14 protein-coding genes and 1 riboswitch are annotated in these 24,880 nt (G+C 74.2%); of the genes, 11 read left to right on the top strand and 3 right to left on the bottom strand.

Annotation, left to right across the window (positions count from 1 at the left end):
* Positions 1–66 precede the first annotated feature (66 nt).
* From WME96_RS01755 to WME96_RS01740, 4 genes are all read left to right on the top strand, one after another.
* Positions 67–390 (top strand): YbaB/EbfC family nucleoid-associated protein, encoded by a 324-nt coding sequence (locus tag WME96_RS01755; protein ID WP_061606776.1) that lies wholly within the window; start codon positions 67–69, stop codon positions 388–390.
* Positions 387–1,103: a recombination mediator RecR gene (gene recR, locus WME96_RS01750; RefSeq protein ID WP_433932868.1), complete on the top strand. Its 717-nt coding sequence runs from the start codon at positions 387–389 to the stop codon at positions 1,101–1,103. The genes WME96_RS01755 and recR overlap by 4 nt, the downstream gene beginning before the upstream one ends.
* A 93-nt stretch (positions 1,104–1,196) precedes the next feature.
* Positions 1,197–1,583: a RidA family protein gene (locus WME96_RS01745; protein WP_433932867.1), complete on the top strand. Its 387-nt coding sequence runs from the start codon at positions 1,197–1,199 to the stop codon at positions 1,581–1,583.
* A 54-nt stretch (positions 1,584–1,637) separates the two neighbouring features.
* Entirely contained in the window at positions 1,638–3,893 is a 2,256-nt protein-coding gene (locus tag WME96_RS01740; RefSeq protein WP_437288450.1) for a hypothetical protein, read from the top strand.
* Positions 3,894–4,049: 156 nt separating this feature from the next.
* Here WME96_RS01740 and WME96_RS01735 read toward each other — a convergent pair whose 3' ends face one another.
* From WME96_RS01735 to WME96_RS01725, 3 genes are all read right to left on the bottom strand, one after another.
* Entirely contained in the window at positions 4,050–4,880 is an 831-nt protein-coding gene (locus WME96_RS01735) for a hypothetical protein (RefSeq protein WP_437288449.1), read from the bottom strand.
* 143 nt (positions 4,881–5,023) lie between these two features.
* A complete protein-coding gene (locus WME96_RS01730; protein ID WP_437288448.1) occupies positions 5,024–6,001 on the bottom strand; it encodes an aminotransferase class IV in 978 nt (325 codons plus the stop codon).
* Positions 6,002–6,015: 14 nt separating this feature from the next.
* Positions 6,016–17,238, bottom strand: a complete 11,223-nt coding sequence (locus tag WME96_RS01725) for a tetratricopeptide repeat protein (RefSeq protein WP_437288447.1) — start codon at positions 17,236–17,238, stop codon at positions 6,016–6,018.
* Positions 17,239–17,482: 244 nt separating this feature from the next.
* On the opposite strand from WME96_RS01725, the gene WME96_RS01720 reads away from it, so the two are divergent.
* From WME96_RS01720 to WME96_RS01690, 7 genes are all read left to right on the top strand, one after another.
* Positions 17,483–18,373 carry a 3-hydroxyacyl-CoA dehydrogenase family protein gene (locus tag WME96_RS01720; RefSeq protein WP_061608627.1) on the top strand — a complete coding sequence of 297 codons (891 nt, stop codon included), beginning with the start codon at positions 17,483–17,485 and terminating at the stop codon, positions 18,371–18,373.
* A gap of 558 nt (positions 18,374–18,931) precedes the next feature.
* Complete coding sequence (locus tag WME96_RS01715) at positions 18,932–19,759, top strand: enoyl-CoA hydratase/isomerase family protein (RefSeq protein ID WP_437288446.1); 828 nt, start codon at positions 18,932–18,934, stop codon at positions 19,757–19,759.
* 946 nt (positions 19,760–20,705) lie between these two features.
* Positions 20,706–20,911: riboswitch (cobalamin riboswitch) on the top strand.
* A gap of 132 nt (positions 20,912–21,043) precedes the next feature.
* Positions 21,044–21,721, top strand: coding sequence for an energy-coupling factor ABC transporter permease (locus tag WME96_RS01710; RefSeq protein ID WP_437292439.1), 678 nt, complete (start codon positions 21,044–21,046; stop codon positions 21,719–21,721).
* An 11-nt stretch (positions 21,722–21,732) separates the two neighbouring features.
* Entirely contained in the window at positions 21,733–22,098 is a 366-nt protein-coding gene (locus tag WME96_RS01705; RefSeq protein ID WP_437288445.1) for a hypothetical protein, read from the top strand.
* Positions 22,088–22,849 carry a CbiQ family ECF transporter T component gene (locus tag WME96_RS01700; RefSeq protein WP_437288444.1) on the top strand — a complete coding sequence of 254 codons (762 nt, stop codon included), beginning with the start codon at positions 22,088–22,090 and terminating at the stop codon, positions 22,847–22,849. The genes WME96_RS01705 and WME96_RS01700 overlap by 11 nt, the downstream gene beginning before the upstream one ends.
* Positions 22,846–23,673, top strand: a complete 828-nt coding sequence (locus WME96_RS01695; RefSeq protein WP_437288443.1) for an energy-coupling factor ABC transporter ATP-binding protein — start codon at positions 22,846–22,848, stop codon at positions 23,671–23,673. The genes WME96_RS01700 and WME96_RS01695 overlap by 4 nt, the downstream gene beginning before the upstream one ends.
* Positions 23,649–24,836, top strand: a complete 1,188-nt coding sequence (locus tag WME96_RS01690; RefSeq protein WP_437288442.1) for a CbiX/SirB N-terminal domain-containing protein — start codon at positions 23,649–23,651, stop codon at positions 24,834–24,836. Before WME96_RS01695 ends, WME96_RS01690 begins: the two co-directional genes overlap by 25 nt.
* Positions 24,837–24,880: the final 44 nt, after the last annotated feature.

The raw sequence follows: 24,880 nt of genomic DNA, 5'->3' as shown, positions 1-24,880 counted from the left end.
CCCTCCCCTTCCTCCCCTTCCCGGTTGCGGCCCGGCGCCGTTCACGGCATAGACCGCCGTCTGACCATGCAATTTCGCGGCGGAATGAATGAGCTGGTTCGCCAGGCGGCGCGCATGCAGCGCAAGATCGACCAGGTGAAGGGCGAGCTGAAGGACCGCGAGGTGAGCGCGACCGCCGCCGGCGACAAGGTCTCGGTCGTTGTCTCCTGCGAGGGCAAGCTGCGCCGGATCGACGTCGACCCCGCGTTCCTCGCGAGCGAGGGCCTGGAGATGGCGCTCGACGCGATCGTCGCGGCGACGAACTCGGCGCTCGACACGGCCGACAAGCTCGTCGAGAGCGAGATCGCCAAGGTGACCGGCGGCGTCAAGCTCCCCGGCATGCACACTTGATCGCGTTGCGTCCCCCGGCGTCGCCCCCCGGCTCCTCGAAGGTCCCGAACGGCGGCCGCGCCGCGCCCGCGCCCGGCTTCCGCGGCGCGCCCGGCGGCATGCCCGCCCGGCTGTCGCGCGTCGCCCAGCTCCTCGCGCGCCTGCCCGGGGTCGGCGAGAAGACGGCCCAGCGCTTCGCCCTCTTCCTGGTGACCGCCGGCGAGGACACCGCGCGCGACCTCGGCGGCGAGCTCGTCGAGCTCTGCGATCACATCCGGCCGTGCGCCCGCTGCGGCAACATCGCCGAGATCGGCGAGGACGGCCAGCCGCTCTGCGCCGTCTGCCTCGACACGCGGCGAGACGGCGCGCTCCTCTGCGTCGTCGCGCGCGTGCAGGACCTGCTCGCGATCGAGCGGAGCGGGGCCATGCGCGGGCGCTACTTCGTGCTCGGCCGGCTCCTCTCGCCCCTCGAGGGGGTCGGCGCCGAGGAGCTGCCGCTCGAGGCGCTCCGGGCGCGCGTGCGCGACCCAGAGCAGCCGGTGCGCGAGGTGCTGGTCGCCACGCCGCCCTCGGTCGACGGAGAGGCGACCGCGCTGCTCATCGCGCGCGAGCTCGGCGCCATGGGGATCCAGGTCACGCGCATCGCCAGCGGCGTGCCGCACGGGGGAGATCTGGAGTTCGCCGACCAGGTGACGCTGGGGCGAGCCATCGAAGGCCGGAAGAGCTTCGGCTAGGGGGAACCGCGCCGACCGGCCCCCGGCGCGCCGTGCGGGCCGGGCGGGCGGGCCTTCCGCCTCGCCGGAGCGCTCCACGATTCAGAGGTCGACATGTCCAAAACCGCAATCACATCCGACCGGGCCCCGCGCGCCATCGGCCCCTACTCGCAGGCCGTCAGGGCCGGCGATCTCGTCTTCTGCAGCGGCCAGATCCCGATCGACCCCGCGACGGGCGAGCTCGTCGCCGGCGGGATCGAGGCGCAGACCGCCCAGGTGATCAAGAACCTCACCGAGGTGCTGTCCGCGGCCGGCGCGAGCTGGAACGACGTGGTGAAGACCACGATCTTCCTCACGGACCTCGCGGATTTCGCCGTCGTCAACCAGGTGTACGGGGCGGCCGTCGGCGGCGTGCTGCCCGCACGGGCGACGGTGCAGGTGGCGGCGCTGCCCAAGGGCTCCGCCGTCGAGATCGAAGCTGTTGCCCATCTTTCGCGATAATCGGGGAGCCGCGGCCGCGGTCCCCATCTTCAAAATGTCCCCGGGAGCCTCGACATGAGCACAAAGAACGAGAGCGAGAGCACGGAGCGGACCGCCAGCGCAGTTCCCGAAGCTGCGCGCGAGGGCGCCCCCGATGCAGAGAGCGCAGACAAGCCGCGCGCGCGGAGGGTCGTCCGCTCGGCGAGCACGGCCGTCGCGAGCAAGGCCGACGAGCCGTCGGAGGGCGCCTCGGCGCAGCCCGCGGGCGAGGCGCCGCGCCCCCCCTCGGCCAAGGCCGCGGCAAAGGAGCCGCAGGGCTCGCTGCTGGACGTGATCGCGCCCCGCAAGCGGCCCGCGCTGGCCGACGCGCCGGCGCCGGCCCCGAACGAGGACGCCGCGCCGCCGCCCACCGTCGCGCCGCGCGTGGTGCGCGACTACCGCGCGCCCAGGCCCGAGCGGCCCGCCGCCGCGTCCGGCGGCCCGAGGCCCGATCGCGGGCCCAGGCCCGATCGCGGCCCGAGGCCCGATCGCGGCCCGAGGCCGGACCGCGGGCCCAGGCCCGACCGTGGACCCAGGCTGGAGCGTGGACCCAGGGCAGAGCAGGGACCTGGGGCGGCGCAGGGAGCCGGCGGGGAGCAGGGCCCGAGGCCGGACCGCGGGCCCAGGCCCGACCGTGGACCCAGACCGGACCGTGGCCCGAGGCCCGATCGCGGGCCGAGGCCCGACCGCGGCTTCTCGGCGCGGCCCGTCACCGAGGGCGGGCGGCCGGAGGGCGGGCGCCCGCAGGGCGCTCGGGCCGGGGCGCAGGGCGCCGAGGGACGAGGACCCGCGCCGAAGCAGCAGAGCCAGCGGATGGTGACCGTGACCGGCCAGGGCGCGACAGCGACGGTGGTGACGGCCAAGGAATCCCGGCCGCAGCAGCAGCAGGGCCCGGCCAGGCCGGCGCACCTCCTGTTCTCGCTGCCGGCGGCGAAGGCGAAGCAGGTCGCGGCCTCGGACAAGCCGGCGCTCACGGCGCGCGAGGCGCTCAGCGCGCGCACCGCGAAGGCCAAGCAGGCCGCGGCGGCCGCGAAGAGCAAGGCCGAGGGCGGCGCGCGCCAGGAAGGCGGCGCGGGGGCGGCGAAGGTCGACTTCGACGCCGAGGTGCTCGCGGCGGGCTGGGACCGGGCGCTCGAGGCGCTGCGGGCCGCGGGCGACGCCGCGCCGGCGCTCGTCGACGCGTGGCTCGGCGCCTCGAACGCGGAGGCGATCGCGGCGGCCGCCGAGGCGGAGGACGCCTCCGGCGCGGCGCGCAAGGCGGCGCGGCGCGCGCTCAACGTGCTGAAGTCGCGCGGGGCGGCGATCCCGACGCGCCCGCGCGTGGCGCGGCTCGCGGACGACCGCGCCGAGGTGGTCGAGGCGACGCTGATCCCGCCCGACTCGAGCGGGACCGAGGCGATCGCGATCACGAGCCGCGACACGAGCGGCCGCTACCGGATCGCGGAGGTGATCGTGCGCGAGTCGGTCGGCGTGCTCCACGCCGGCGCGGGGTGGCTCAGCGGGTCGCAGCTCAAGGAGGGCCGCGCGCGCGCGTACGACAACCTCGGCACGGCGCCCGTGCCCGTCTCGCTGGAGTGGGCGCGCCACCGGATCGCGCTCGCGAAGCGGCAGAACGCGGCGTCGGGGCAGGTCGTGCCGCTCGGGCTGGAGGGGTGCCGCGATCTCATCGAGCCCGCGCCGGAGGCCGAGCCGCGGCACCCGGTGGCCGACCTCGAGGAGAGCCTGACGGACGAGCAGGTGACGGCGCACATCGCCGGCTCCGCCGCCCTGCACGAGGAGCCGGAGTTCCGGCACTGGCTGCCCGCGCGGCCGGCGCTCGACGAGCTCCTGCAGAAGGTCGGCCAGCGTCTCGGGGCCGCCGGGGCGCGCGATCCCGAGCAGGTGAACGTGGCGCTGCGCGAGGAGCTCGAGCTCGCGACCGACCGGTTCTTCTCGCCCGAGGTGCGCGCGCAGCTCGCGGCCCGGATGCGCAGCAGCGCCGTCTCGCTTCGCGCGCGCAAGGGCGACGCGGCGGCCACCGCCGCCCTCGCCGTCGCGCGCGCGGTCAAGGACGCCGGGCTGATCACCTCGCCGCCGCGCGAGGTCCCGTTCCTGGCGGCGTTCTTCCAGAAGGCGCTCGGCGTGCTCGCGCAGCAGGGCGGCGGGCAGCTCCGGGTGCCGGTCCCGGCCGGCGCCGGAGCGCGCCCCGGGGCAGCCCCGGCGGCGGGCGGCGCGGGCGACGAGGCCCAGGGCGCCGAGGCCGCTGGCGCCGAGGCGCAGGGCGCCGAGGCCCAGCAGCCGGCCGGCGGGTGATCGGGAGCGCCGGCCCGGGCGGCCGGTGATCCGGGGCGCTGGCTCGACGGGCCGGTGATCCGGAATGCCGGCCCGGCCGGCGCCGGCAGACAAAAGCAGAGAGGCGAGCCCCGGGGGGAAACCCGGCGCTCGCCTCTCGCTTTTGTGCTGGCGGCGCTACTTCACGTGGATCGCGATGTCACCAAGCTCGGTGAAGAGCGTGAGGTGGCCGCCGTCGCCGTCGCCCATCGTGTACGACGTGCCGGCGTCGTTCTCGGCGGTCGCCCACGTCGAGGGCAGGCCCTCCTCGACGATGTCGCCAAGGAGCGTCTGCGCGGTCATCGTCCCGTCCACCCCGGCCGGCACCGAGAGCTCGAGCGCGCCGTTGCCGCTCGAGATCGAGCCATCCGAGTCGCTCCACGCGTCGACGTCGACGAAGACGCTGCCGTTGTCGGTGGAGACGTCGAGCGCGCCGCGCGCGCCGACCACATCGATGCTGCCGTTGCCGCTCTGCACCGTGGTGCCGCGGGACGGGGCGCCGTCGAGATCGACGTCGACGCTGCCGTTGTCCTGCTCCACGCGGAGCACGCCGTCGAAGTCGGCGGGCAGGACGACCTGGATGTCGGCGCCGAGGTACCCCGAGGCGCCCGACGTGGTCTGGGTCGAGATGACGACGTCGCCATCGACGATCGCGGAGAGCCGGAGATCGTTCTCCATCTCCGCCACCGCGAGCTTGTTCTCGTCCTTCTTGCGCATCGTGAACGGCGAGAAGGTGACAACGACGTCGCTCACGTTCCCGGTGCTGACCTCGACGTCACCGTTGTCGCTCACGATGCGGATGCTCTGGGTCGGGAGGTACTCGACGCGCGCGCTCTCGTCGCTGCCCTCGTAGCGAACGAGGGTCTCGGCGGTGATCGAGTTCTCACCGGTGGTCACGGCGCACCCGGCCGTCGCCGCGGAGGTCGCGGCGCAGATCAGGAAGCAGGCGATTCGAAGCGAGCGATTCATCATGGATTCCTCTCGGACTGAGTGTACGGCAGGCCAGGGCCGAGCCCCATCCGGCCGCGCAGGGAGCGTGCCAGGTTGCTACTTGGACGCGCGCGCCGCGCTGGCCATCCAAGAATCCGGCGCGGTCGGGTCGGGCGCGCGGCTCAAGGTACGTCCCAGGGGAGAGGTGCCGCACCGAGACCCACCTTCTTGCGGAAAGCGGCGTGTAGCGCGCGAGTCTGCGGGCCGGGAACGCCCGCGCCGATGGGGTGCGCGTCCACGCGGACGACCGGGACGATCTCGCGAAGGCTCGAGGTGATGAACACCTCCTCGGCGGCGAGGAGCCGGGACATGGTGACGGGCTCGCAGCACGCGGGCATGCCGAGCTCGTCCGCGACCTCGATCACGTTGGCCCGGGTGATGCCGACCAGGATCCCCGCCTCCTTGGGCGGGGTGATCAGCACCGGTCCGGGGCATTCCTCGCCCTCGTGCGCCGGGGGCCGCCGCTCCACGAGGAAGACGTTGGACGTCGTCCCCTCGACGACGTGGCCTGACGGGTCGAGGATGAGCGCCTCGTGCGCCCCCGCGGCCCGCGCCTCCCGCAGGGCGAGCAGGCTCTCGAGGTAGTTCGAGACCTTCGCCCCGGGCGCCGCGTCGCCGGCCCGCTGGGTGCGGGTCGTGACGACCGCGATCCCGTCGCGGTAGAGCGCGCCCGGCAGCGGCTTCAGCGGCTCGACGAGGACGACGCGGAGGGGCGCGCCCGCGAGCGCGGGATCGAGCCCGAGCGGACCGCTGCCGCGGGTCAGCATCACGCGGACGTAGCTCTCGACCGGCGAAGCGGCCGCGGCAGCAGCGCCGGACGAGCCCGCCGCCGCGCCGGCGCCCCCGGCCGTGTGGGCGGCCCGGATCAGCGCGCGCACCTCGCGCTCGAGCTCGTCGCGCGGGATCGGCAGGGCGATCGCGATCCGCTCGGCCGAGCGCTCGAGGCGGGCGAGGTGCTCCCCCAGGGCGAACGGCTCGCCGCCGTAGGTGCGGATGGTCTCGAAGACGCTATCGCCGTAGAGGAAGCCACGGTCGTAGACAGAGACCCTGGCTTCCTCCGGCGGGAAGACGACACCGTCGATGCTGACAAGCCGCGTCACACGGCGAGATTACGTCACTTCTTGAGCTGCGCCAGGAGCTCCTTCGCGGGGGCGAAGTCCCTGTCGTTGTCGAGCGCGCGCTCCAGCATCTGGATCGCCTTCTTGTCGTCGCTCTGACGGTGGCTGATGACGCCGAGGTAATAGAAGACCTCGCCCTTGCTGATCGGCGCGCCCTCGTCGAGCTTCTGCAGGAGCAGGGCGCGGAAGGTCTTCTGCGCGCGATCGATGTGCGCCGCCTTCGCCGCCGCGTCCTCGCTCGACTCCGACAGCTCCAGCGCGAGCACGCCGAGATCGCGGAGGATGGCGATCGAGCCCGGGTCGATCTTGAACGCGACGTCGAGCTCGGCGAGCGCCCGGTCCCGCTGCCCCTCGGCCAGGTAGGCCTTGGCGAGGCGGTGGTGGATCGCCGCGAGGTCCTTCGAGCGGCGACCGCCGTAGGACTCGACGATCTGCTGGAGCGCCTCGGCCGCCTTCTGGCCGCGGCCCGAGGCGCTGTAGGCGTCGCACAGCGCGAGCAGGAGCTCGCGATCGCCCGGGACGAGCTCGGTGGCCTTGACCAGGAGGTCGGCGGCGCGGCCGGGATCGTTCCGCTTCGTCAGGTGGATGCCGGCCGCCTTGCGGTAGAGCGCCACCTTCTCGGCCGGCTGCGTCGCCGTCTCCGCGTCGCCGGTGATGAGGTCGGCGAGCTCGGTGAAGGCCTGCTGCTTCTCGTAGAGGGCGAGGAGCTGCTTCCGGATGTCCTGCGCCGACCCGTCCGCCGCGAGGCCCCGCTCGAGCACCCGCCGGACCGCGCCCTCGTCGCCGAGGGAGCGGTGCAGGTCGGCGAGCCGGAGCGCCGTGCTCACCGCCTCCGGGCCGGCCGCGTCCTCGAGGATCACCTCGAGCCGCTGCGCCGCCTCGGCCTTCTCGCCGCGCTGCTCGTGCAGCCGGGCCAGCGCGAGGAGCGCGCCGGGGTGGCGCGGCTCGCGCTCGAGCACCGCGCGGTAGGTCTCGATCGCCCGCGCCGTGTCGTTCAGCCGGGTCTCGTAGACCTCGCCGAGGCGTACGCTGTACGACAGCTCCGCCGCGACGTCGCCGCGGTCCTTCGCGCGCTCGATCTGCGTCACGAACAGGTCCGACAGCTCCTGATCGCGGCCGGTCTTCTCGAGGAGCTGCGCGAGCAGGACCGTCGCCTTCTCGTTGTCGGGCTGCTCGTCGAGGACCGCGCGCAGGTGCTCGGTCGCCTCGCTCACGGCGTCGAGCCGCGACAGGCAGATCTCGGCGCTCTCCAGGCGCAGCGCCGACCGGGCCTCGGGGGACTCGGCGAGGTCGGTGAGGCGCTCGAGCAGCGCGAGCAGCTCCTTGTGCTTGCCGGCCTTCGCGTAGAGCTCGCGCAGCGCCGTCGCCGCGCGCGCGTCGGCCGGATCCGCCTCGAAGAGCGTCTCGTAGAGCTCGATCGCCGCCGCTTCGTCGCCGAGCCGCTCGCGCGCGACCGCCGCCGCGGCGTGCCGCGCGTCGCGGATGCGCTCGGCCTCGGCGTAGAGCTCGGACTGCCGCACGAGCAGCCGGAAGACCTCCTTGTGGTCGCCCGCAGCCTCCCGCACCTTCGTGAGCTCGGCGAGCGCCCAGGTGTCGCCCTCGTCCGCCGCGATCATCTCGCGCAGGATCGCCTCGACGAGCTCCCGGTCGCCCAGCGCGCGCTCCGCGAGCTCCTTGGCCTCGCGCCGGAGCTCGCCCGCGGTCCCCTCCATGCCGTCGAGGGCCGCGATCCGCCGGAGCGTGCCGATGAGGTCGCGCTCGCGCCCCGGCGCCCGCTGGAGCTCCTCGATCGAGCGCAGGATGTGCTCGCTCGTGGGATCGTGCGTGAGCGCCGCCTCGTACGCCGCCTCGGCGGCCTTCGCGTCGCCGACCTTGTTCTTCTGCCACTCGGCGATGCGCATCCAGAGGTCGCGCGCCGTGTCGCCGTCGAGATCGGCCCCGGCCCGCACCGCCCGCTCCAGGGCGGCCGCGGCGCTCGCCCAGCCGCCCGTCAGCGGGGCGAGGCGCTCGATCTCGCCGAGCACGTCCGGGTCCGACGGGTCGTCGGCGAGCGCCTTCTCGAGGGTCTCCAGCGCCGCGCGCGGGTCGTTCGAGCGCACCTCGAGCACCTTGGCCAGGTCGAGGCGCATCCGGATCCGCTCGACGCCGGTCGGCGCGAAGCGGATGCGCTTCTCGTAGAGGCGCGCCAGGGCGGCGTTGTCGCCCCGCGTGCGGTAGACGCCCTCGAGCGCCTCGGCCGCCTCGTCGAAGAGCGCCGGATCCTCGGTGAGCGCCTCGAGCGCGGCGCTCGCCCGCTCGTGATCGACCGCGCGATCGAGCGCCTGCCGCAGGGTGTTCAGCCCCTGCGACTTGTCGCCGAACGACTCGATCTGGATCACCGCGAGCCGGTAGAAGAGGTCCGCCTGGTCGCGATCGCCGGGCGTGACCGCGACGCGCCGCTCGAGCACGTCCGCGAGCGCCTTCTCGTCGCCGAGCCGGCCGTACAGCCGGTCGAGCGCCTCGAGGAGCTCCGGCGTGTCGCCGGCGTGCTCGACGGCCTTGGCGTAGGCCTGGGCGCTGCGCCGGTCGTCCCTGAGCTTCTCCTCGGCGATGCGGCCGATCCGGAGGAACAGGTCCTTCGCGATCGTCGCGTCGAACGTGGACGCGGCCCGCTGCGCGAGCGCGTCGCAGTAGCGACCGAAGCCGTCCGTGCGCTCCGCCAGCCGCTCGATCTCGCCGTGCAGCGACGCGTCGTCCGGCGCGTCCTCGAGGGCGCGGAGCAGCGCCTGCTCCGCCTCGATCGGCCGGCCGAGCTGCACGTCCTGCACCGCCGCGATCGCCCGCAGCGTCTCGGCGCGGTCGGCCGGCTCGGTCTGCGCGCGGAGGCGCAGCTCGAGCGCGGCCGCGAGCTCCTCGTGGCGGCCGGCCGCGCGCAGGACGGGCTCGAGCACCTGGGCGGCGTCGAGGCGCAGCTCCTCGCGGCCCTCGCCGATGGAGCGGACCGCCCGGATGGCGTGGTCGTTCACCGGATCCTCGTCGAGGACGAGCCGGTACTGCTCGATCGCGTCGCTCGGGCTCTCGAGCTCCCCCGCGTAGAGGTCGCCGATCGCCGTCCGCAGCTTGATGCGCGCATCCCTGTCCGCGGCGGCGCTCGCCTGGAGCGTGAGGTTCGAGAGGAGCTCGTCCCACATCCGCTCGGCCCGGTAGAGCCGCTCCAGCGCGGAGAGCACCGCCGGGTCGCCGGGCTTCGCGTCGAGCGCCGCGTTCAGCGCGGTGATCGCGTCGCGCGGGCTCGAGAGGTCCCTCTCGTAGCGCTCGGCGGCGCGCACGTTGAGGTCGTAGCGCAGCTCCTCCTCGTCGGGGCCCGCGAGCTCGACGCGGCGGCCGTAGAGCTCCACCAGCCGGCTCGCGGCGCCGCGCGGCTCGTGCAGCTCGATGAGCGCGTCGATGGTCATCGCGCTCTCGGGATCGAGCTCGAGCGCCCGCTCGTACGCCTGGATCGCGCCCTCGGTGTCCTCGAGCATCTCGAGCTTGGTCTCGGCGATGCGCCGGCAGATCGAGGCGTTCTCCTCGTCCGACGCCATCTCGCTCTTCTTCTCGAGGACGGCGATGAGCGTGTCCCAGTCGCTGAGGAGCACGGCGAGCGTGTCCATCTGCTCGAGCGGCTCGGGGTCGCTCGGGTCGAGCGCGGACAGCCGCGAGTAGGCGCGGAGCGCCCGGCGCGGGTCGTCCACGCGCGTGTCGTAGACCCTGGCCAGCGACGAGAGCAGCTCGCGCTTCGTGAGCTCGTCGGACGTGATCGTCACGCCCCCCTCGAGGCTCTCAGCGAGCTCCTCCCAGGCGCCGAGCTGCTCGGCGAGCCGCTCGAGCTCGCCGCGCGTCTCGCCGTCGTCCGGATCGAGGCTGAACGCCGACCGGGTCGCGTCGAAGGCGCGCAGCTCGTCGTCGCCCCGCGTCTCCCAGAGCTTCGCCGTCTCGCGGAGCACCGCGACCTTCTCGCGCGCGTCCGTCGCGAGGCCGAACCGCTCCTCGTTGAGCCGGATGAGCTGCCGCCAGTCGTCCGCCCCCTCGTAGAGCGGCCGCAGGATCTCGACGACCCGCGCCTTGTGCTGCGGATCCTGGATGAGCGCCTCGAGCGCCCGGATCGCCTCGGCGTGCGTCGGCACCTCGCCGACGATCGCCTCGAGCTGATCGATCGCGCCCGCGGTGTCGTCGAGGCGCGTGCGCAGGAGCTCCGCCAGCGCGAGCCGGTAGGGCGCCGCGCGCTCGCCGTTCGGGGCCGCCTCGGCGCGGCGCAGGTAGAGATCGGCGAGGTCGCGCGGCCGGTCGAGCTCGCGGTAGAGCTCGGTCAGCGCGTCGAGCGCCCTGGCGTCGTCCTCGTCGACGTCCAGCGCCGCCCGGTACGTCTCGATCGCGCGCGCCGGCTCGCGGAGCTCCGTCCGCTCCAGGCGCGCGATCGTGTGCAGGGCGTCGAGCCGGTCCTCGTCCTTCCGGTAGTCGAGCGCCGCGCGGTAGAGCTCGATGCGCTCGGCGTGGCGGCCCTCCTTGATGAGGAGCCGGTCGATCGCGTCGAACAGCTCGCGCGAGTCCGGCTCGAACTCGTGCGCGCGCCGGTACCACTTCAGCGCGTCGGTCACGTCGCCGAGCTCGGCGTAGAGCTCGCCGGTGCGCCGGCTGAGCTTCGCGCTCGACGCGTCGTCCGAGGTGAGCTCGCCGAGCTCCGCCGCGTAGATCTCCGCGAGCCGGCGCTCGGCGCTCGCGACCTTCGCGAGCCGCTCGAGCTCCGCCCAGACGCCCTCGTCCGTGAGGTCCTCGTGGAGGAGCTTCGCCACGGTCTCCAGGGCGGCGCGGTAGTCCTCGAGCTGCTCCTCGTGCAGCGTCGCGAGGCGCTGCAGGAGGTCGCGGCGCTCGACCGGGTCCTGGCTCGCGGCGAGGCGCGCCTCGAGCGCGATCTTCACCCGGTTCCAGTCCGCCCGGCGCAGGTACACCGGCTCGAGCATCTCGCCCGCGCGCGCCCGGTGCTCGGCCTCGGCCGAGCCCTCGAGGATCGCCTCGAGCAGCGAGACGGCGCCCTCGTGCGCCGGATCGATGAGCAGCGCCTCGGAGAGCTCGTCGAACGCCCTCTGCAGGTCGCCCGTGTGCCGGTGCGCGACCAGCGCGATCTTGACGTGCAGCTCGGCGAGGTCGCCGGCGCGCACGTCGAGCTGCCGCTCGTAGAGCCGGATGAGGTCCTCGAAGCGCCCGGCCTCGCGGTAGAGGCTGTCCAGCGCCGCGATGGCGTCCGGGTGGAGCGCGATGTCGAGGATCGTCTCGTACGTCGCGATCGCCGCGGCCGGGTCCGCGAGCGGGCCCCGCTCGAGCTCGGCGATCCGGAACAGGAGCCCCGTCTTCTCCTCGTCGCCCTCGGCGTTCTCGACCCGGAGCTTCAGGATCTCGAGCAGCCGGCCCGCGTCGTTCGCCTCGCCGTAGAGCTCCTCGAGGGCGATCATCGCCCGCCGGTCATCGCCGCGGGCCTCGAGCGCCTTCTTGTACTGCTCGACCGCGAGCTCGCGGTCGCCGAGCTTGTGCCGCGCGAGCTCGCCGACCCGGAGCCGGACGTTCTGCTGCACGTCGCCGTCGAGGATGTCCGGCGCGATGCGCTGGAACAGCTCGCACACCTCGGACCACCGCCCGGTGGCCTCGCCGAGCCGCTCGACCGTCGAGATCCAGGTGGTCACGTCGGGCTCGCCGGCCGCCTCGCGCACGCCGCGGAGCGCGTAGCCGAACGCCCGCGACGTGTCGCCGAGCGGCCCCTCCGCGGTGCGGAGCGCCTTCTGCAGCGTGTCGAGCCGCTCGCTCGGGAGGTCCGACGTCTCGACCTTGATCTCGAGCACCCGGAGGAGGCGCTCGGCGTCGCCGTCCGCCTCGTAGAGCGGCTCGAGCGTCTCGGCCGCGTCGCGCCGCGCGTCCTCGCGCTCGAGCATCGCCTCGAGGGCCGCGCGGCAGCGCGCGTTCGACGGGTCGAGCGAGAGCGCCTGGCGGTACGCCTCCAGCGCCCCCGTCGCGTCGGCCTGGTGCAGCCGCCGCACGTCGCCGAGCCGCGCCAGGAGGTCGAGCCGGGCGGGCGTCTCCACCGCGAGGGAGAGGTCCGTCTCCAGCGTCTCGGCGAGGTCGACCCAGCGCTCGTCGAGCTCGTAGAGCTCCTCGAGGGCCGCGAGGGTCGGGCGCTCCGGGCCGAACTCGTCGAGCACCGCGCGCCAGGCGTTGATCGCCTCGGGCACGTCCGCGAGCTTCTGCGCGAGCGTCTCGGCCGCCTTCGTCATGGCGCGCCGCCGCTCCTCCCCGTCCGCGGTCGACTGCTCCCGCGCCCGGAGCACGCCGACGAGCTCGCGCCACTGCGACGTCCGCTCGTAGAGCCGCTCGAGCGCCGCGAGCGCCGCCACGTCGGCGCTGTCGTCGCCGAGCCGCGCCTGCCACGCCTCGATCGCCTTGGCCGGGTCGTCGAGCACCGTCTCGTACAGGGTGCCGATGCGCTCGTAGAGCGACCGCCGCGTCTCGGCGTCCTCCTCGAGGCGCACCTCGATCGCGAGCACGCCCGCGAGCGCCTGGTGCTGCTCCTTCGCCGCGTAGATCCGGCCGAGCGCCTGCGCCGCCGGGATGACCAGCGCCGGATCGGTCGGGTCGATGGCGAGCACGCGCCGGTAGACCTTCTCGGCCCGGTCGGCGTCGCCGAGCAGGTCCTCGCAGATCCTCGCGACTTCCATCAGGATTTCGCCGCGGATCGAGGGCGTCCCGCACGCGTCCGCGGCCGCCGTGAGCACCTCGGCGACCTGCTCGTGCTCGCCGAGGCGGCGGCCGATCTCGATGAGCCGCTCGCGCGCCGCGAGGTCCTCCGGCTCGAGCGGCAGGAGCTCCGACAGGCTGGCGAACGCGCCGGCGTCGTCCTTGAGCCGCTCGTCCTGGAGCACGCTGACCCGGCGGAGCAGCTCGCGCCGCTCCGACTCGGTCTCCGCCCCCTCGCGCCGGATCTCGAGGACCCGCACGAGCTGCCGGATCTCATCGCGCGCCTCGTACACCGCCTCGAGCACGCGCGCCGCCCGGAGCCGGAGCGCCCCGATGTCGAGCAGCCGCTCGACCAGCTCGCGCGCCTTCGGGTCGTTCTGCCGGATCCGGAGCACGTCCTCGAGGTGGCCGAGCGCCCCCTCGGGCTCGTGGAGCCGGTCGAGGTAGATGCTGCCGAGCGACAGCTTCATCTCCACGCTCTCCGACTCGGTCGCCGTCTTCAGGCGCTGCTCGAGGAGCGCCGCGAGGTCGCGGAAGCGCCCCTCGCGCTCGTAGAGCTTCTCGAGCGAGTCGAGCGCCGCCGTGTAGAACGGGTCGAGCTCGAGGATGCGCTCGTAGTAGCCGATGGCCTTGGCCGCGTCGCCGATGATCTCCTCGGCGATCAGCGCCACCTCGTTGAGCAGCTCGATGCGCTCGGCCTGGTCGGTCGTGCCCTTCGCGGCGCGGTCGTAGAGCTCCTCGAGCTCGCCCCAGCGCTCCGCCGCGGTCAGGATCTGCTTCAGCCGCTCGAAGGCGCGGTGGTTGTTCGGGTCGAGGTTCAGCACCCGCTCGAGGTACGGCCGCGCGCCCTCGGGGTCGCCGAGCTGCTCGTCGTGCAGGCTCGCCGCGCGCTCGCAGAGCTCGACCTCCACGGCGCTCCCGAGCACCTTGTCGCCCTCGGTGCGCCCCGCGACGAGGTGCACCCGGTAGGCCTCCGCCAGATCGGTCGGCCGGCCCGCGCGCCGCGACAGCTCCGCGGCGCGGTCCCAGAGCTCGAGGTCGTCCGAGAACTCGTGCAGCGCCCGGAGCAGCGCGTCGAACGCCGTCCCTGCCGCGTGCAGCTTCGTCTCCTCGACGTTCGCGAGCGTGACGTAGAGCTCGCGCCGCCGCGCCGGATCGCGCTCCGCCTCGAGGATCACCCGCAGGGCCATGGCCTCGCGCCGGTGGTTGCCGGTCTCGGCGTACTCGATCGCGAGCACCCGGGCCGCGCGCACGCGGGTCTCCGGGCGCTCGACGAGCCGCGAGAGGACGGCGATCGCGTCCGGGTCGTGCGCCGTCAGGTCGAGCGCGCGCACCGCGGCCTCGAAGGCGTCCGCCGGCCGGTCCAGCCGGTCCAGGTAGAGCCCCGCGAGCTCGATCTCGCGCCGCGCCCGCTCGTCGCCGTCGCTGACGTCGCGGTGCGTGGCCACGATCTCGGCCGCCGCCTCGTACTCGCCCGCGGCGATGAGCAGGCGCGAGAGCACCCGCAGCGCGTCGACGCGCCCGGGCGTGAGCGCGATGACCTTGCGCAGCAGCTCGATCGCCTTCGCCGGGTCGCCGAAGACCTCCTCCTCGAGCGTCGCCCACTCCTCGAGGATCTCGGCGCGCTCCTCGCCCTCGACCTGGCTCGCCCGGAGGTCGAAGAGCCACCGCAGGTCCTCCTGCCGCTCGTTCGCGCGGAGGAGCGCGTCGAGCGCCCGCACCGTGCTGTCGTCGGACGGGTCGTCCTGGACGAGGCCGCGGTAGACGGTCACCGCCTCGTCGAGCTTGCCCATCTCGCGCGCGTACACCTCGGCGAGCTTCAGCCGGAGCGTGCGCTGCACGTCGGTCGGGAGGAACGTCGCCGTCCGGAGCCGGCCCTCGACCGCCTCGACGAACGGCGCCCAGGAGCCCGCCGCCCGCGACCAGGCCTCGAGCAGGTCGAGCCCCTCCTCGTCCGGCCTGAGCTCGTAGGCGCGGCGCGCGTACCCGAGCGCGCTCGGCTTGTCCGAGAGCGGGCCGCCCGTCACCGCCGCGAGCTTGCGCAGCATGCCGACCTGCGCCTCGGCGTCGTCCGTCGCGTCGAGGAGGATCTCGTAGAGCGCCGGCAGCCGGGCCCACTTCTCCTCCTCCTCGTAGATCGGCACGAGCGCCGCCGCGGCGCGCGAGTCCTTCGGCGACACGCTGAGCACGCGCTCGTACGAGCGCGCCGCGCGCTCGGGCGCCTTGAGCTGCTCCTCGAAGATCCGCGCCGCGCGGAACGAGATGTCGAGCTTCGTGGCCGGATCGGTCGCCTTGTCCGCCGCGCCCGAGAGGAAGTCGACGAGGCCCTCCCAGTCGTTCTGCGAGGCGTAGAGCTCCTCGAGCCCGTCCCAGTCGCCCGCGGCGAAGTACGCGTCGCGCAGGACGCGGAGCGCGCGCGCGTGCCCCGGCGAGAGCGTGAGCACGCGCCGCCACGTCCGCGCCGCCGCGGCCGGATCCTTGAGGCGCTCGGCGTACACCGCCCCGAGCTTCTGCAGCGAGACGAGCCGCGCCGCGTCGTCGGCCGCGAGGTCGACGCGCCGCTCCAGCACCTCGGCGACCGTGGCGAAGTCCTTCTCGCGCTCGGCCTGCTTCTCCAGCGCGTCGAGCACGCCGGGGGCGCTCGGATCGAGCTCGAGGATCCGCTTCTGCAGCGCGATCGCGTCCGCGCCGCGGTCGAGCCGCTCGGCGGCGAGCTTGGCCATCTCGCCGAGCAGCTCGATCTTGGCGGCGCCCTCGGCGCTCTCGAGCTTGCGCTCGTAGAGCGAGTAGAGCTGCGGCCAGGCGCGCCGCTTGAGGTAGAGCTCGCGGAGCTTCTGCTGCGCCTCCTCGTCGATCGGCTCGACCGTGAGCAGCGCCTCGTACGCGGCGATGGCGTTCTGCACGTTCGAGAACTGGTCGAACCAGCGCCGCGCGACCGCGCGGTAGAGCCCCGCCTTCTCGGCGCGGCTCTCGGTCAGCTCGGCGAGGCGCTGCTGGTACGAGAGCAGGTCGCGCCAGCGCCCGAGCGCCTCGTAGATGCGGGTGAGCTCCCGCACGGCGTCGACGTCCTTGTCGTCGAGCTGGACGATCTGGGTGAGCACCGTGACGAGCGCCGCGTCGTTCTTGGCGCGGTCGCGGTAGATCCCGGCGATGTCGCGGAGCACCGCGACCCGGCCGGCGACGTCGTCGGCCGGCGTGCGCTCGAGGTCCTGCCGGTGGAGCTCGACGAGGGCGTTGTACCCCTCGGTCTGGAGGTAGAGGCGCTTCAGGGCGTCGCGCGCCTGGCGGTTCTCCGGGTCGGTCCGGAGCACCGACTTGTACTGCTCGATCGCCTTGGCGGCGTTCTCCTGCGACTCGGCGAGGCGCGCGAGCTCGGTGGCGATGGCGCGCTTCTCGGCGCCGTCGGGCAGGGCGCGCTGCGCGTCGGTCAGGATCGTCGTGAGCCGCGGCTTGTCGCCGCGCTGCTCCAGGACCTCGCGGTAGAAGTTGAGCATGCCGGCGTGCGCGGGCTCGGCGCGGCGCACGCGGTCGAAGTACGGCTCCGCCGCCTGAGGCTGGCCGCGCATGCGCCAGTGGACCATGGCGATCTGCACGAGCATGCCGAGCTCCTCGCCGGGCTTGACGCCGCCGCTGCGGAGCTGGTCCTCGTAGAGGGCGACGAGGCGATCCCAGTCGCCCGCGGCGGAGTACGCCTCGGCGAGGAACGAGAGCGCCTCGGGCTGGCCGGGCGAGAGGTCGAGCACCTCCTCGTAGGCCGCGACCGAGCGCGCCGGGTCGCTCAGGTGGGTCCGGATGGTGCGCGCCGCGCGGAGGCCCGCGGCGATGCGGTCCTCCTTGAGCTGGGCCTCGGCCTTGACGAGCGTCTGGACGCGGACCACCGCCTCGTAGTCGCCCGCGGCGGAGAAGGCGATCTCCGCGAGGCTCGCGGCGCGGCGGTTCCTGGGGTCGAGCTCGAGGGCGAGCTGGAGGAGCTCGGCGATCCTCTCGCCGAGCTCGGCGCGGCCGTAGCGGTAGCCGATGTCGGCGGCGCTCGTGAACAGCGCGCTCTTGAAGGCGCCGTCGGTCGCGCCCTCGGCCTCGGCCACGTACCGGTCGACGAGGTCGCGCCACCGCTCGCGCTTCGAGGCGTCGGTCTCGAGCGCCTCGGCGGCGGCGTCGTCGTCGGGGCGCAGCTCGAGCAGCCGCTTGTAGGCGGCCGCGGCGCGGTCCACGTCGATGAGCTCCTCGTGGTAGACGCGGGCGAGCTCCGCCTGCATCGCGCCCTCGACGGCGCTCCCGGCGGCGAGGGCGATCTCCAGCTCGAGGAGCCGGGCGACGGCTTGCCACTCGTGCCGCTGCTCGTGCCGCGCGCGCGCCGCGCCGAGCAGGCGCTCGACGTCCCCGGCGCCCGCGCCGTTGCTCGGAGCGGTCACGGCCTCCGCGAGCTCGTTCCAGGCCGCCTCGTTTTCAGGCTCATCCTGCAGGCGCCCAAGGGCCATCCGAATCGTCTCAACGCTCATCGTCTCTCCGCGGACCTCGCGAATTCGGTCCGGTCCGTTCACGGGCCGGCCGAAGATAGCCGGGCGGACGACACGGTTTCAAGGATCCTCGCCCCCGCGGGTCGGGAAGCGCGGGCGAAGCTTTCGCGCGCTTCTGCGCCGGGGACGTCCGCCGGCCGCGGGGCGCCGGATCGGCGGGATCGGCGGTTCACCGCGCTCGCGGCTTCGGCTATCAACCGCGGCCATGGAAGCTACGACGATCAAGCGCTTCGGGGTGATCGGCGCGGGCCAGATGGGGCGAGGCATCGCCCAGGTCGCCGCGGCCGCGGGCCTCGAGGTGGTCCTGTGCGACGTCTCTAGGTCGCTGGCCGAGTCGGGCAAGGCCCAGATCGCCGCGATCCTCGCGAAGCAGGTGGAGAAGGGCAAGATGGCCGCGGAGGCGCGGGAGGCGCTCCTCGGCCGCGTCGCGGTGGCCGACGGCATCGCGGGGCTGTCGGAGGTCGACCTGGCGGTCGAGGCGGTGACCGAGAGCTTCGACGTCAAGAGCGGCATTTTCAAGCTCGCCGACGCGGCGATGCCGAAGGGGGCGATCCTGGCGTCGAACACGTCGTCGATCTCGATCACGCGGCTCGCGGCGGTGACCAGCCGGCCTGAGCTGGTCATCGGCATGCACTTCATGAACCCGGTGCCCCTGATGAAGCTGGTCGAGCTCGTCCGCGGGGTGCAGACGTCGGACGCGACGTACGAGGCCGTCCGGGCGCTCGCGGTGGGGCTCGGCAAGACGGTGATCACGTCGAAGGACCAGCCGGGGTTCATCGTGAACCGGATGCTGATCCCGTTCCTCAACGAGGCGTGCTTCGCGCTCCAGGAGGGGCTGTCGACGCCGGAGGACATCGACGCGGGGGCGCGGCTCGGGCTGAACCACCCGATGGGGCCGCTCGAGCTGGCGGACCTGATCGGGCTCGACACGGTGCTGTCGATCGCGGAGGTGCTGCACCGGGAGTTCGGGGACTCGAAGTACCGGGCGCCCACGCTGCTGCGGAACCTGGTGGCGGCGGGGTGGTACGGGAAGAAGAGCGGGCGGGGGTTCTACGTGTACGACGACAAGGGGCAGAAGACGGGGCGGGCGGTGTAGGATCCTGCAGCGGAGCCAGCGGGGGAGGGGGTGCCGCGCGGGGGGCCGGCGGGGGCCCCTCCCACAAACTCGCGCCTTTTGGGGGGCTATTGCCGTGGGAAAGGGTGGGTCGGTCCGGGAGGGCGTCGCACGGAGCGGGCCGGCGCTCGGGTTTGTGGGGCCCTACCCCGCCGGCCCCCCGCGCGGCACCCCCTCCCCCGCTGGCTCTCTCTGAGGAGCGGTGGGGGGTTGGGGGTTGGCAATAACTGCCTCGGCCACCCCAGATCAGCGGATGACGCGGTCGGGGAAGATCTGTGGCCGAGATTCGAGCGATCCCAGCAGAGATGGCAGTACCGCAGAATGGTTGACGGGCCCCCTCCTGCCAAAAAACAAGGGCCTTCCGCGCGCCAGGACTCGTGTCCTCGGAGCGATGAGCAGCGGTACCAGGCCCGCCGGCTCGCTCGCTCGTCGCGTCAGCCACGGTCCTCAGCATAGCAGCCCCGGGCGGGCACATCACGGCGCCTCCCGCGGCGCTCGGCCGCGCTTCCCCCCGGCGCGGCGCGCTGCTAACCACCGGTCATGACCGCTCAAGAACAGCAGCCGGGGGTCCCTGCTCGCGGTGCCCTCCAGTTCGTCGCCGTCGAGCGCGCGGGGCACGTCGCCACCGTGACGATCCAGCGGCCCGACAAGCTCAACGCCCTGAACCCCGCCGTGCTCGGCGACCTCACCGCCGCCTTCCAGGAGCTCCTCGCGCCCGCCGAGGGCGGCGAGGTCCGCGCGGCCGTGCTCACCGGCGCCGGCAAGGCGTTCGTCGCGGGCGCCGATATCGCCGAGATGGCGTCCATGAACAGCATCGCCGCGAAGCGGTTCGCCGACGCGGGACACCGGCTCGCCGACCTCATCGAAACGGCGCCGTTCCCGGTGATCGCCGCCGTGAACGGCTTCGCGCTGGGCGGCGGGTGCGAGCTCGCCCTCGCGTGCGACTTCATCTACGCGGCGGAAGGCGCCAGGCTCGGGCAGCCCGAGGTGAACCTGGGCGTCATCCCGGGGTTCGGCGGGACCCAGCGATTGCTGCGCCGGGTCGGCGTCGGCCGCGCCCGCGAGCTCGTCTATTCAGGAGACATGATCACCGCCGAACAGGGGCTCGCCATCGGGCTCGTCAACGCCGTCTTCCCGGCCGCCGAGCTCCTCGCGCGCGCCCGCGAGACCGCCCTCAAGATCGCCTCGCGCGGGCCGCTCGCCGTCGCCGCCGCCAAGCGCGTCCTCCTGCGCGGCGAGAGCCTCGACCTGGCCGCCGCCAACGAGCTGGAAGCCCAGGCGTTCGCCGCCCTCTTCGGCAGCGAGGACCAGAAAATCGGAATGAAAGCGTTCCTGTCGAAATCGCAGGCCGCATTCACCGGGAAGTGATGAACAGCGCATAAAAAAAGACCGCGCATCATGCCGGAGGGGGGAACCCAACATGAGCGCGGCGGGTAACCGCGCCGGGACACCAACCGTCCGCCGCGGTGCGCAAGAAAGACCGCATGCGCTCCGGGCTGGGGGGCTGCGCCGGCGCGCATGCGGTGATCGGAGTGTGGCACCCGAGAGCCCGCTGTCGATAACAAAGTGCAAGGCGTGCGCGCCGATGCGCGAATCGCTCACGCCACGAAGGCAGCCAGGCGACCGCGCCGACGCGCTCACGCCCGAATTCATGGAATGCACGTCCGAGCCGGGCATACCCATCCACACGAGACAGCATTCGACGTGACGAGCTCTTCGGGTCCCGAGAAAAGAGGACACCAAAGCCCGCTCGCCTCGTCAATCCGTGCTCAGCACGACGCAGCACGGCAGGCGCTGGACGTCGGCTCATGTAAGTAAAGAGCCAGGACGAACCAAGCGCGCTGCGACGAGAAACGTACCGGCGGCCACGACCGAACCCGCAAGAAACCGCCTGTGAACGCATTCCCAGGCGGGCGCCGGGCGAGCAGCGTCCAGGCGCGGCGAAAGTAAAGTGTGTTTACCACGGAAGCACGAAGGCCAGAAACTGACCAATCGGGCTCCGGTCGTGCGTCTCGGTCAATTTCGCGGCCTCCAGCAATGCGTCGATGGTTAAGGAGAAGCTCGCTCCCTGATGCCGCCTGGCCGCTCGGCGGGCGGAACATCGCGCGCGCGGCGCACGACGGCGGCACCGGACCGTCCGCTCGCGGGCGCGTGAGGCGCGACGCGGGAGGCGAGCGCGGCGAGCGCGGCGAGCACGGCGAAGCGCGCCGGCCCCTCGGACGAGGGCGCGGACGGCACAGGGCGGGCTGGACGGCGAGGGCGCGGCGCGACCTCCTTGACGCCGGGCGCGAAACGGGACTACCGAGCATCCATCTGACAATCTGTTTCCTCGGGTGCCCTCAGGGGCATAACAGGGAAGCCGGTGCGAATCCGGCGCGGTCCCGCCACCGTGAATGGGGAGCTGCATCCGAAGACCACTGGGCCTCCTGAAGAGACCCGGGAAGGTGGACGCAGCGCCGGGAGCTCGAACAGCTCCCCGAACCCATGAGCCGGGAGACCTACCCGAGTCCCACGAGGTGCAGCTTGCGCACGTCTTCGTGGCGTCCGGGTGCGGACTTCACCCGGAGCGCCAACATCGGTCTTCCCGGCCGCCCCGCCGTCATCTTTACCGCGTTCCTGGCCGCATCGCTCGCCGCGAGGCCCGCGGCCGCGATGCACCTCGCGGAGGGCGTCCTGCCGCTCGGGTGGTGCGCGGTCTGGAACGCGCTCGCCCTGCCCTTCGTCGCGATCGCCCTCCACCTGCTCCGGCAGCGCACCCAGCAGGACGCCTTCTACAAGCCGTTCGTCGGCCTCGTCGCCGCCGCCGTCTTCGCGATCTCGTGCATGCCCGTGCCGGTGCCGACCGCGGGGACGTGCTCCCACCCGTGCGGCACCGGGCTCGCCGCGGTGCTCATCGGGCCCTGGATGACTGTCCTCGTCACCGTGGTGGCGCTCCTCATCCAGGCCCTCTTCCTCGCGCACGGCGGGCTCACCACGCTCGGCGCCGACGTCGCGTCGATGGGCATCGCGGGCGCCTTCACCGGGTACCTCGCCTTCCGGCTCGCGCGGCGCTGCGGCGCGAACCTGTGGGTCGCGGGGTTCCTCGCCGGCGTGACGTCGGACTGGGCGACGTACGCGACGACGGCGCTCGAGCTCGCCCTCGGGCTCGCCGGCGAGGGGTCGGTGACGTCCATGTTCACGGCCGTCGCGCTCGCCTTCGTCCCCACCCAGCTCCCGCTCGGCCTCCTCGAGGGCGCCATGACCGCCGGGGCCCTCGTCTTCCTGCGCTCCCGGCGGCCCGACATCCTGGAGCGGCTCCGGGTCGTCCCGCTCGCCGCGGGGGCGTCGTGACCCGGCCGCCGATGCCGCGCCGGTCGGCCGCGGCGCCCTGGCGCGCCGCGCTGCCGCTCGCCGCGGCGCTCCGGCTCACCGCCGCGCTGCCGCTCGCCGCGCTGCCGCTCGCCGCGGCGCTCTGGCTCACCGGGTGCGGCAACGCATCCTGGGACGGCGTCGACGAGGCCGTCGTCCGCCGCGTCGCCGAGGACGCGGGGCGCCACGACACGGGGCCGCTCTTCGCTGGCCTGGAGGGCGACCTCCTCCTCTTCGCGTTCCTCTGGGCAGGGCTCCTCGCCGGCTTCGCCCTCGGCTACTTCTCGCGCGTGCTCTTCGTGGAGCGCGCCGACCAGCCCGCCGCCAGGGCCGGCGGCGACGAGCTCCGTGCGGAGTGACCTGCCCGCGCCGCCCCGCGGCCGGCTCCGCGACGTGGACGCCCGGCTCCGCCTCGGGGCCGCCGTGGCGGCGTGCTGCGTCGCCGCGGGCGCGCGCTCGCCCTGGACGCCGGCCGCGCTGCTCGTCCTCGCGTGCACGGCCCTCCGGCTCCAGGGCCTGACCGCGGGCGCCATCCTCCGCGCCTTCGCGCCCGCCGCGTGGATCGGCGGCGTCGCGGCGGCGCTCGCGCTCGCGCTCACCCCGGGCGAGCCGCTGCTCGCCGGCGCGGCGTTCCCGCTCGACGCGGTCACGCGCGAGGGCGCCCGCCGCGCCGCGGCGATCGGCGCGCGCGTCCTCGCGGCGGCCGCGGTGCTCAAGTGGCTCTCCCGCGCGGCCGCCCCCGCCGAGATCGACGCGGCCCTGGCCGGGCTCGGCGCGCCCGCGGCGCTCGTCGAGCTGCTCGCGCTGGCGCGGCGCTTCGCCGGCGTGCTGCAGCGCGCCGCCGACAGCGCGTGGAGCGCCGCCGGCCTCCGCGGCGGGTTCACGCGGCCGGCCGCCGCCGCGCGCTCGGCCGGCGCGGTCGCGGGTGTCGTGGCGCTCCGGACGCTGGAGCGCTCCGAGCACGCCGCCGTCGCGATGCAGCTCCGCGGCTACCGGGGGAAGCTCCCGGTCGCCGACCGCCGCGCGAGCGCGCCCGCAGCGAACCTCGCGTTCGCCGCCGCCGCCGCCCTGGCGCTGACGCTCTGCGTGGCCGCGGGAGGCGCGGGGTGAGCGCGATCGCGCTGCGCGCCCCGGCGATCGGCTACCGCGGCGGCGCGGCCGTGCTGCGCGACGTGCGCCTCGACGTCGCCGAGGGCGAGTCCGTGGCGGTGCTCGGCGGCAACGGCGCCGGCAAGACCGCGCTGCTCCGCGCGCTCGTCGGGCTCCTCCCCGCGCCCGGCGGCGGCGTCGAGATCGCGGGCCGCCGCGTGGGCTCGCCGTCGGACGCTGTCGCCGCGGGCGCCGCGCTCGTGCTCCAGGACCCGGACGACCAGCTGCTCGGCGCGACGCTCCTCGACGACGTCCTGTTCGGCCCGCGGAACCTCGGCCTGCCCGCGCCCGAGGCGCGGCGCCGCGCGGAGGCGGCGCTCTCCGCCGTGCAGATCGCGCACCTCGCCGATCGCGCGATCGAGGCGCTGAGCTTCGGCGAGCGCAAGCGCGCGTGCATCGCCGGGATGCTCGCGATGCAGCCGCGCGTGCTGCTGCTCGACGAGCCGACAGCGGGGCTCGACCCCGAGGGCGAGCTCGCCCTGTGCCGGACGCTGCGCGCGCTCTCGGAGCAGCAAGGGACCACGCTCGTGACCGCGACGCACGCGGTCGACCTCGTGCCGCTCTTCGCCACGCGCGCGGTCCTGCTCGGCGACGGGCAGGTGCTCGCGGACGGGCCGCCGCGGGAGGTGTTCGCGCGGGGGGAGCTCCTCGCGCGCGCGCGGCTCAGGCGGCCGTGGGTCGCGGAGCTCTGGACCCGGATGACCCCGGCCGAGCCGCGCGGCCGCGAAGGACTCCCACTCACCCTGGAGGAGGCGCTCGCATGCATGACGAAGGGCTCCTGCTGATCGGCCACGGCAGCCGCGACGCCGCGTCGAACGCCGAGTTCGAGGCGCTCGTGGCCGAGCACCGCGCGGCGCGGCCCGGCATCGTCGTGCAGCACGGGTACATCGAGCTCGCGACGCCGCACCTCGCCGACGCGCTCGCGGCGCTCGCGGCGCAGGTGTCCCGGGTGGCCGTCGTGCCGCTCTTCCTGTTCGCGGCGGGGCACGTGAAGAACGACATCCCGATCGCGCTCGAGCAGGCGCGGACCGCCTTCCCGGGCGTGCGCTTCTCCGCGGCGCGGCCCCTCGGCGTGCACCCGGCGCTCGCGGAGATCGCCTTCGAGCGGGCGGCGTCCGTGCTGCCGGAGGATCCGGCGGCGCGCGCCCGCACGGCGCTCGTCGTGGTGGGGCGCGGGGCCAGCGACCCGGACGCGAACGGCGACTTCTGCAAGATGGCGCGGCTCATCGGCGAGGGCCGGGGGCTCCAGCTCGTCGAGCCGACCTTCATCGGCATCACCCGGCCCTCGGTCGAGGAGACGCTGGAGCGCGTCGCGCGCCAGCGGCCCGAGCGCGTCGTGGTCGTCCCCTACTTCCTCTTCGCCGGGCGGCTGATGACCAAGCTCGCCGAGCAGGTCGATCGCTTCTCGGCGACGTACCCGTGGATCCGCGCGTCGCTCGCGCCGCACCTCGGCCGGTCGAGCGCGCTGTCCGGGCTCATCGACGAGCGCGCGCGCCAGGCGCTCGCCGGCGAGGCGCCCCTGCCCTGCGACACCTGCATGTACCGCACCGCCCTGCCGGGGCTCGCGCGGGAGGTCGGCGGGCTGAAGGCGATGCTCTACAGCGTGCGCCACACGCTGACGCACACGCAGGCGTCGAACCACCCGCACGCGCACCGCTCGCTGCGCAAGCACGTGCTCGTCTGCGGCAACGCCGACTGCGTGGACCGCGGCAGCCTGGCGCTGCTCGAGGCGCTGCGCCGGCGCCTGAAGCAGGCGGGCCAGCAGCAGCAGATCCGCGTGACGAGGACGTCGTGCATGGGGCGCTGCGGCGAGGGGCCGACGGTGGCCGTCTACCCGGATGGCGTCTGGTACCGGGGCGTCCGCGAGGAGGACGCGAAGGACCTCGTGGAAGAACACCTGCTCGGCGACCGGCTGGTGGCGCGGCTCGTCGACGACATCATGCAGTGAGGCGCGGCGGCCTGGAGCCGCGCTCGAGCAAGGATCTCTGACGC

Origin of the sequence: Sorangium sp. So ce406, from assembly GCF_051474675.1 — a bacterium.
Taxonomy (GTDB): Bacteria; Myxococcota_A; Polyangia; order Polyangiales; family Polyangiaceae; genus Sorangium; species Sorangium cellulosum_G.
This window is presented reverse-complemented; position numbering and strand designations above follow the sequence as displayed.